The 7,963-nt window shown below is 72.8% G+C and carries 8 protein-coding genes; 3 read left to right on the top strand and 5 right to left on the bottom strand.

Going from position 1 to position 7,963, the window contains the following annotated elements; translation table 11 throughout:
* Both AB0K65_RS21685 and AB0K65_RS21680 read left to right on the top strand, forming a co-directional pair.
* A partial coding sequence (locus AB0K65_RS21685) for an N-acetylmuramic acid 6-phosphate etherase (protein WP_365718873.1) occupies positions 1 to 427 on the top strand: 427 nt, incomplete at its 5' end.
* A gap of 72 nt (positions 428 to 499) precedes the next feature.
* Positions 500 to 2,035: a PTS transporter subunit EIIC gene (locus AB0K65_RS21680; protein ID WP_365718871.1), complete on the top strand. Its 1,536-nt coding sequence runs from the start codon at positions 500 to 502 to the stop codon at positions 2,033 to 2,035.
* Positions 2,036 to 2,113: 78 nt separating this feature from the next.
* On the opposite strand, the gene AB0K65_RS21675 is transcribed toward AB0K65_RS21680, so the two are convergent.
* The 3 genes from AB0K65_RS21675 to AB0K65_RS21665 form a co-directional block, all read right to left on the bottom strand.
* A complete protein-coding gene (locus AB0K65_RS21675) occupies positions 2,114 to 3,592 on the bottom strand; it encodes an alpha/beta hydrolase (RefSeq protein ID WP_365718869.1) in 1,479 nt (492 codons plus the stop codon).
* Positions 3,593 to 3,666: 74 nt separating this feature from the next.
* Entirely contained in the window at positions 3,667 to 4,365 is a 699-nt protein-coding gene (locus AB0K65_RS21670) for a hypothetical protein (RefSeq protein WP_365718867.1), read from the bottom strand.
* Positions 4,366 to 4,446: 81 nt separating this feature from the next.
* On the bottom strand, positions 4,447 to 4,626 hold the full coding sequence (locus tag AB0K65_RS21665) for a hypothetical protein (protein WP_365718865.1): 180 nt from the start codon (positions 4,624 to 4,626) through the stop codon (positions 4,447 to 4,449).
* 162 nt (positions 4,627 to 4,788) lie between these two features.
* Between AB0K65_RS21665 and AB0K65_RS21660 the strand changes: the two genes are divergently transcribed.
* The gene (locus AB0K65_RS21660; protein WP_365718863.1) at positions 4,789 to 5,226 is read left to right on the top strand and encodes a hypothetical protein; all 438 of its coding nucleotides are present in this window, start codon (positions 4,789 to 4,791) and stop codon (positions 5,224 to 5,226) included.
* Between the two features lie 97 nt (positions 5,227 to 5,323).
* Here AB0K65_RS21660 and AB0K65_RS21655 read toward each other — a convergent pair whose 3' ends face one another.
* Both AB0K65_RS21655 and groL read right to left on the bottom strand, forming a co-directional pair.
* Complete coding sequence (locus tag AB0K65_RS21655; RefSeq protein ID WP_365718861.1) at positions 5,324 to 5,791, bottom strand: SRPBCC family protein; 468 nt, start codon at positions 5,789 to 5,791, stop codon at positions 5,324 to 5,326.
* Positions 5,792 to 5,936: 145 nt separating this feature from the next.
* Positions 5,937 to 7,565, bottom strand: coding sequence for a chaperonin GroEL (groL, locus tag AB0K65_RS21650; RefSeq protein ID WP_365718859.1), 1,629 nt, complete (start codon positions 7,563 to 7,565; stop codon positions 5,937 to 5,939).
* Between the last annotated feature and the right edge of the window lie 398 nt (positions 7,566 to 7,963).

The raw sequence follows: 7,963 nt of genomic DNA, 5'->3' as shown, positions 1-7,963 counted from the left end.
GGGCGCGCTGACCATCGGCCTGTCCTGCAACGCCGACAGCGCGCTGGCGGCCGCCGCCGAACACGGCATCGAGGTCGTCACCGGCCCCGAACTCCTCACCGGCTCGACCCGGTTGAAGGCGGGCACGGCCCAGAAGCTGGTCCTCAACATGATCTCGACGATTACCATGATCCGGCTCGGCAAGACGTACGGGAACCTCATGGTCGACGTCCGCGCCTCCAACGAGAAGCTCCGGGCCAGGTCCCGGCGGATCGTCTCCCTCGCCACCGGCGCGCCCGACGAGCGGATCGAGACGGCACTCACGGCGGCGGACGGAGAGGTGAAGACGGCGATCCTGATGATCCTCGCCGACATCGACGCCCCCTCGGCCGCGCGGCGCCTGACGGACTCGGCCGGCCATCTGCGGGCGGCGCTCCACGCCCGCTGACACCGCCCTGTCGCCGCAGCCCCCACCCCCTCGCTCCCCCTCCCCCCTCCCCCCACAGCAAGGCACGACCCCATGAGCACAGACGACAAGAACCGCGCCATCGCCGCCGCGATCCTCCCGCTCGTCGGCGGCGCGGGGAACATCGACTCCGTGGCCCACTGCATGACCAGGCTCCGGCTGGGCCTGCGGGACCGCTCCCTCGTCCAGGACCACGCCCTGCGGGCGCTGCCGTCCGTGCTCGGGGTGGTGGAGGACGACACGTACCAGATCGTCCTCGGGCCCGGGACGGTGGCGCGCGTGACGCCCGCGTTCGAGGCGCTGGTCGCCGAGGCGGCTTCCGCGCCCGAGCCGGCCCCGGGCGCCGGCCGGACGGCAGCGGGCCACTCCGCCGAGGACCTGGCGGCGCAGGGCGCGGCGATCAAGGCGGCCCGGAAGGAGTGCAACGCCACCCCCTTCAAGCTGTTCCTGCGCAGGATCGCGAACATCTTCGTCCCGCTGATCCCCGCCCTCATCGGCTGCGGCATCATCGCCGGCCTCAACGGCCTGCTGGTCAACCTCGGTTGGCTGCCGTCCGTCACGCCCGCGCTCGCGGCGATCGCGAGCGGCTTCATGGCGCTGATCGCCGTCTTCGTCGGCTTCAACACGGCGAAGGAGTTCGGGGGTACGCCGATCCTCGGCGGGGCGGTGGCGGCCATCATCGTCTTCCCCGGCGTCGCGAAGATCGACGCGTTCGGCCAGACGCTGTCGCCGGGCCAGGGCGGGGTGCTGGGCGCGCTGGGCGCGGCGGTCCTGGCGGTGTACGTCGAGAAGTGGTGCCGCCGCTGGGTCCCGGAGGCCCTGGACGTGCTGGTCACCCCCACCCTGACGGTCCTCGTCTCGGGTCTCGCCACCCTCTACGGCCTGATGTTCGTGGCCGGCGGGATCTCGACCGCGATCGGCGACTTCGCCGACTGGCTGCTGGCCCACGCGGGCGCCGGGGCCGGATTCGTCCTGGGCGGTCTCTTCCTCCCGCTGGTGATGCTGGGTCTGCACCAGGCGCTGATCCCGATCCACACCACGCTGATCGAGCAGCAGGGCCACACCGTCCTCCTCCCCATCCTGGCGATGGCGGGCGCGGGCCAGGCGGGCGCGGCGATGGCGGTCTACGTCAAGCTCCCCCGCAACGGCTCCCTGCGCCGCACCATCAGGTCCGCGCTCCCGGCCGGCTTCCTCGGCGTCGGCGAGCCGCTCATCTACGGCGTCTCGCTCCCCCTGGGCCGCCCGTTCGTCACGGCCTGCGTCGGCGGCGCCTTCGGCGGCGGCTTCGTCGGCCTCTTCAACATGCTGGGCGCCGAGGTCGGCTCCACCGCCATCGGCCCCTCCGGCTGGGCCCTCTTCCCGCTCCTCGACGGCGACAAGGGCCTGGGCGAGACGATCGCGGTCTACGCGGGCGGGCTGCTGGTCGGCTATGTGGTGGGTTTCGTGGCGACGTACTTCTGGGGCTTCAACCGGGAACTCCTGGAGGAGTTCGACGTGGACACGGAGGCCGGGTCGAGTTCGGGGGCGTCCGGGGTGGTCGCCTCTGGCGCTCCGGAGCCCTCCGAACCCTCGGAGCCGGCGAAGGTCTGACCACCGGGGAGGGCCCGGCCTCGCGACGATCCACCGCCGGCGGTCCACACGGACGCCACCGCCCCGCTTCCGACCGGATCAGTTCGCGCAGTACGTGTCCTCGGTGGGCCGCTCGCCGTCCCGCAGGAACGCTGTCACCGACCGGTCGCCGCACGCGTTGCCGTTCCCCAGGTACATCCCGTGCCCGCCCTGGTCCACGGTGACCAGCCTGGCGCGTTCGCCGAGGGCCGCCCGCATCCTCAGGCCGGCGGCGTACGGGGTGGACGGGTCGCGCAGGCTCTGGATCATCAGGATGTTCGACGGGCCGCGATCGGTGATCCGGGCGGGCTTCTCGGCCGGGGCCTGCCAGAAGGAGCAGGGTGTGATGTTCACCGGGAAGCCTGCCGTCAGCGGATGGCGGACGCGGTCGTCCGCGACGGCGCGCCGATGGGCGGGGACGGAGCGCGGCCACCGCACGTCGTTGCAGACGACGCCGACCATGATCGCCGCGTCCTCCTGGGAGAGCGCCTCGGTGAGGTCGGGCGTCGGCGCGGGCCTGCGGGCGGGGTCCAGGGCGTCGAGCACCAGCCGGGCGAATCCGGGGAAGGCGCTGTCCGAGTAGAGCGCGCTCTGCAGGGCCTGCCGCAGCATGGTGCCGGTCAGCGGCACGCCGGGCTTCGTCGACTCCTTGGGCTCCCGGTCGAGCCGGTCCGCGAGCGCCAGGACCATCGGCCGCACGTCCTCGGCCCGTTCCGCGAGCCGCAGGCCCCGGGCCGCCCGGTCCGGGTGGGACGCCCAGGCCGCGAAGTCGGGGAAACGGTCGTCCGCACCCTGCGACATGTACGCCAGCCAGCCCCGGGCCACCCTCGTGGGGTCGGGGTCGCTGCTGCTGTCCAGGACCCAGCGGTCGGTGCGTGCCGGGAACCTCTGCGCGTACACCGCGCCCACGTACGTCCCGTAGGAGACACCCCAGGCGGAGAGCTTCTCCTCCCCGAGCGCCTGGCGGAAGCGGTCCAGGTCCCGCACCTGGTTCGCCGTCGTCATCCGGGCGAGGACCTCGCCGCCGTTGCGTGCGCACGCCTCGGCGGTACGCCGGGAGCGGGCGACGTTCGCGGCGATGCCTCCGTCGGCGGCCGGCCACGGCCGCAGGTTCACCAGTCGGCGGTCGTCCTCGTCGAGGCCGCAGCTCGCCCTCTCGCTGCCGCCCACCCCGCGCGGGTCCATCGCCACCAGGTCGTACGTCCCGCCCAACTCCCTTCGCAGAGAGGGTCCCTTCGCCGTCAGCCGCCCGACCCCGGAGCTGCCGGGGCCGCCGGGGATCACGACCAGCGTCCCGCGCCGCTCGTCGGGCCGGTCGCTCAGGATCCGGGACACGGCGATCGTGGTCCGGCGTCCGCCGGGATCGCCGTAGTCCAGCGGGACGGAGAGCGTGGCGCACTCCTGCCCGAGCCCGTCGGGCCCGCAGGGCGTCCAGTCGAGCCCACCAGCGGGCTGCGCGGCCCGCGCCCCGGTGAGGGAGGCGGCCACGGCGGCGGCGGAGAGGGCGAGTACGAGAGCGTTGCGCGTCCAAGTCGTCATGGATCGAGCCTTGTTGACGGGACGTCGCGATCCCATCCGGCAGCCGGGAGAGTGGAGGGTGGGGCTTGCCCCCGTCAGAAGCCACCGCCGCAGCTGACTCCGCCGCCGAAGCCGCCGGTGCCCCCGGTGCCCGTACCGCCGACGGCGCCGCCCCCGGTGGCGGTGCCTCCGGAGCGGTCTCCCGACGGGGAGGGGTCCCAGCGGGGCGGAGGCGCGGTGAAGGTGCGGTAGTCCTCGGAGAACAGGCGCTGCCACCACTGCGCGAAGGTCACACCCTCCAGCTCGCGCTCCGTCGCGGCGAGCGCGGCGTCGTCCCACCAGGGGGCGGGCACGTTCACCTCCTCGAGCGCGTGGCGCAGGCCGGCCAGGTCGAGGCGCGGGCTGCCGGGCGCGGCCGCCGACGCGGGCATGTCCTCGCCGAGGGGGACGTCGTGCCGGAAGACGTACACGATCGGCCGGCCTCCGCTCGTCGCCACGGTGCAGCCCCAGTTCGCGCGCTCAGCGAGCCGCCGCCTGCGCTCCCAGGCGGCCATCTCGCGCCGTTCCTCCTCGCGCACCCGTTCGGCGGCCCGCTCGCTCTCGGTCCGGATCGCCTGGCTGATCTCCCGGCCGACGGGTTCGTACGCCTCGGCGGCTTCCCGCACCACCCGCTCGTAGCGCCGTCCGGCCTCCTCCCACTCGCCCAGGGCGCGGCGGGCGGCGGCCCGCCTCCACCACGGGACGGCCGCGGCCCGCCGGTGGGCGGCGATCAGCTCGGCACGGGCGCCGTCCACCGCGGTGGCGAAGGCCCGGGCGGCCTCCGCCCAGCGCGTGGCGATCTCCGTGGTGGCGGCGACGGGTCGGCCCGCGCCGTCTTAAGGCCGGGGTGTCCACACCAGGAAGTAGGAGGGTCCGCGCCTGCCGTCGAGAGCGCGGTCGAAGGAGTGCTCGAAGACCCGGACGGCGCCGTCGCGCGGGACGACCGGCTCGCGGTTCTCGTGCTTGCGCAGCAGCTCGTCCTGTCGGAAGAGGTACGGCAGTCCTGAGCGGCCCATCGGTTCGCCCCCGTCGTCGCGGCCCCCGGTCATCGCGTGCCCCGGGCCCTCCCAGGGTGCCCGGGCCCCTTGCCCAGGGCAATGCCCGGGGACGGTGTGCGGACCACGTGATTTCCCGCCCGCCGAGGCAACGCGCGACGGCCCGCTCACGTCCCTGAAAGCGTGAACGCATTCCTCGACGCGGACGAACCCGGCACCGAAGAGACCCTGGCGGAGGTCCCGTTGTGGCGTCATGCCGGCTGGGTGGCGGGTGTCGCCGCCCTGGGGGTGGGCCTGGGGTGGGCGGGATCCCTGTTCCGGTTCGGTCCGGACGAGTACGGGCTGCCGCCCGCCGCCCCCGGGTCGCCCTGGCCGTACCTGGGCGCGTGGTTCGTGGTGGGTGTGGCGGCGGCGGCCGTCCTGCGGGCAGCCTCCGCACGGGTTCCCGTCTACGCCACCGGCCGGATCGCGGTCGGCCTGGCCTTCCTGGGCACGCGCGTCTCCCTCGGCCGGCGCCCGGAGGCGGGCGCCCTGACGGCGATGGCCGTGGCGGCCCTGGCCTTCGCGGTCCTGTGGGCGGCGTTCGCGCTCCGGGGCCGCAGGGGCACCACGTCGACCTGAGCCGGCTGCCGGCAGCCGGGAGCCGTCACCCGGGAGCCCGAGGCCGTCAGCGGTCAACCGGAAGCCGACCACCGTCAGCCGTCTCGCCGTTCAGCCGTCACATCGTGCCGAGGTACGCGGCGAGCCGGTCGTACTCCTCCTTGATCCCCGCCTCCATCCCGGTGGCGAGCGCCTGGTCCCTGATCTCGGTCGAGGGCCAGAGCGACGCACTCGTCAGCGCGGTGCCGCCGTCCGGGGTCGCGTCGAAGGTCAGGGTGACGTGCACCGGCGGGCCCGGCATCAGCTCGAAGGTCTCGGTGTAGACGAGCCGCTCGTTCGGGACGATCTCCTCGTACGTGCCCGAGAAGACGATCTCCTGCCCCTCGGGGGACCGCTGGCCCCAGCGCCACGCGCCTCCGGCGCGCAGGTCGATGTCGCAGACGGTGGTGGTCAGGGCCGCCACGCCGTACCACCGGCGTACGTGCTCCGGTCGCGTCCAGGCTTCCCAGACCCGTTCGGGCGGGGCGTCGAAGGTCCGGGTGATGACCAGCTCGCGGTCCGTCGGGGTCGTCAGCAACGTGATCATGGTCCGCTCCCGCCGTGAGGGGTCCTCGACCCAGCATCACCCCGAACGCCTGAGGGCGGCACCCCGGCTCGGGTGCCGCCCTCCACGCCCGAGGGCGGCACCCCGCCTGGGGTACCGCCCTCGGTGAACAGCCGATCCCAGAGGATCAGAAGTCCATGTCACCGCCCGGCATGCCGCCCGGAGCGGCCGCGGAGGCCTTCTCCGGCTTGTCGGCGATGACGGCCTCGGTGGTCAGGAACAGCGCGGCGATGGAGGCCGCGTTCTGCAGCGCGGAGCGCGTCACCTTCGCCGGGTCGATGATGCCCTCGGCGATGAGGTCGACGTACTCGTTGGTCGCGGCGTTGAGGCCGTGGCCGACGGGCAGGTTGCGGACCTTCTCCGCCACGACGCCACCCTCGAGACCGGCGTTGACGGCGATCTGCTTCAGCGGGGCCTCGAGGGCCAGCTTCACGATCGCGGCACCCGTGGCCTCGTCGCCCGTGAGGTCGCCCTCGAGCTTCTCGAAGACCGAGGAGGCCTGGAGCAGGGCCACGCCACCACCGGCGACGATGCCCTCCTCGACGGCCGCCTTCGCGTTGCGAACGGCGTCCTCGATGCGGTGCTTGCGCTCCTTGAGCTCGACCTCGGTCGCGGCACCGGCCTTGATGACGGCCACGCCGCCGGCCAGCTTCGCGAGGCGCTCCTGGAGCTTCTCACGGTCGTAGTCCGAGTCGGAGTTCTCGATCTCGGCGCGGATCTGGTTGACGCGACCGGCGACCTGGTCGCTCTCGCCCGAACCGTCGACGATCGTGGTCTCGTCCTTGGTGATGACGACCTTGCGGGCGCGGCCCAGCAGGTCGAGGCCCGCGTTCTCGAGCTTGAGGCCGACCTCCTCGGAGATGACCGTGCCGCCCGTGAGGATGGCGATGTCGTTCAGCATGGCCTTGCGGCGGTCGCCGAAGCCCGGGGCCTTGACGGCGACGGACTTGAAGGTGCCGCGGATCTTGTTGACGACCAGCGTGGACAGGGCCTCGCCCTCGACGTCCTCGGCGATGATCAGCAGCGGCTTGCCCGACTGCATGACCTTCTCCAGGAGCGGGAGCAGGTCCTTCACGGAGGAGATCTTGGAGTTGACGATCAGGATGTACGGGTCGTCCAGGGACGCCTCCATACGCTCCATGTCGGTGGCGAAGTACGCCGAGATGTAGCCCTTGTCGAAGCGCATACCCTCGGTGAGCTCCAGCTCCAGACCGAAGGTCTGGGACTCCTCGACGGTGATGACGCCTTCCTTGCCGACCTTGTCCATGGCCTCGGCGATGAGCTCGCCGATCTGGGTGTCGGCGGCGGAGATGGAGGCCGTGGAAGCGATCTGCTCCTTGGTCTCGACATCCTTCGCCTGCTCCAGCAGGGCGCCGGAGACGGCCTCGACGGCCTTCTCGATGCCGCGCTTCAGAGCCATGGGGTTGGCGCCGGCCGCCACGTTGCGCAGGCCCTCGCGGACGAGCGCCTGGGCGAGGACGGTCGCGGTGGTCGTACCGTCACCGGCGACGTCGTCCGTCTTCTTGGCGACTTCCTTGACCAGCTCGGCGCCGATCTTCTCGTACGGGTCCTCGAGCTCGATCTCCTTGGCGATGGACACACCATCGTTGGTGATCGTGGGGGCGCCCCACTTCTTCTCGAGGACGACGTTCCGGCCCTTGGGGCCAAGGGTGACCTTGACGGCGTCGGCGAGCTGGTTCATCCCGCGCTCGAGACCGCGCCGTGCCTCCTCGTCGAACGCGATGATCTTGGCCATGTGAAGTGGTCCTCCCGGACATGGGGTGGATAACGCTCCAGGACCGCGCCGACGCCCGCGACGGACGGCCTGCGGCTTCGGTGGTTCCTTGCCCCACCTGGCCACGGGCCTCGTCTGCCCGATCCTCGTAAGCACTCTCACCTTCAGAGTGCTAACGCCAATGATTAGCACTCGGCCCATGCGAGTGCAAGCGCCTCTCGGTGATCGGAACCCGACGGGCGAACGCGTCCGGGGCTCCCGGCGGCCGGGACGCGGGCGGGCGAAGGCGTCGGGAGCTCCCGCGGCGACCGGAAGCGGAGGAACGGGGCGCCCCGGGACGCCCGGCGGCGTGGACGCGGGCGGGCGAAGGCGTCGGGGCACGCACGAGGGGTCCGCATCCTGGTCGGGATGCGGACCCC

It is taken from the genome of Streptomyces sp. NPDC053755 (genome assembly GCF_040677675.1).
Classification (GTDB): domain Bacteria; phylum Actinomycetota; class Actinomycetes; order Streptomycetales; family Streptomycetaceae; genus Streptomyces.
This window is presented reverse-complemented; position numbering and strand designations above follow the sequence as displayed.

Excerpts from the sequence above, each read along its gene's own strand:
- AB0K65_RS21675 (WP_365718869.1), bottom strand. The coding sequence starts at position 3,592 with ATGACGACTTGGACGCGCAACGCTCTCGTACTCGCCCTCTCCGCCGCC.
- AB0K65_RS21680 (WP_365718871.1), top strand. The coding sequence starts at position 500 with ATGAGCACAGACGACAAGAACCGCGCCATCGCCGCCGCGATCCTCCCG.
- AB0K65_RS21665 (WP_365718865.1), bottom strand. The coding sequence starts at position 4,626 with ATGGGCCGCTCAGGACTGCCGTACCTCTTCCGACAGGACGAGCTGCTG.
- groL (WP_365718859.1), bottom strand. The coding sequence starts at position 7,565 with ATGGCCAAGATCATCGCGTTCGACGAGGAGGCACGGCGCGGTCTCGAG.
- AB0K65_RS21655 (WP_365718861.1), bottom strand. The coding sequence starts at position 5,791 with ATGATCACGTTGCTGACGACCCCGACGGACCGCGAGCTGGTCATCACC.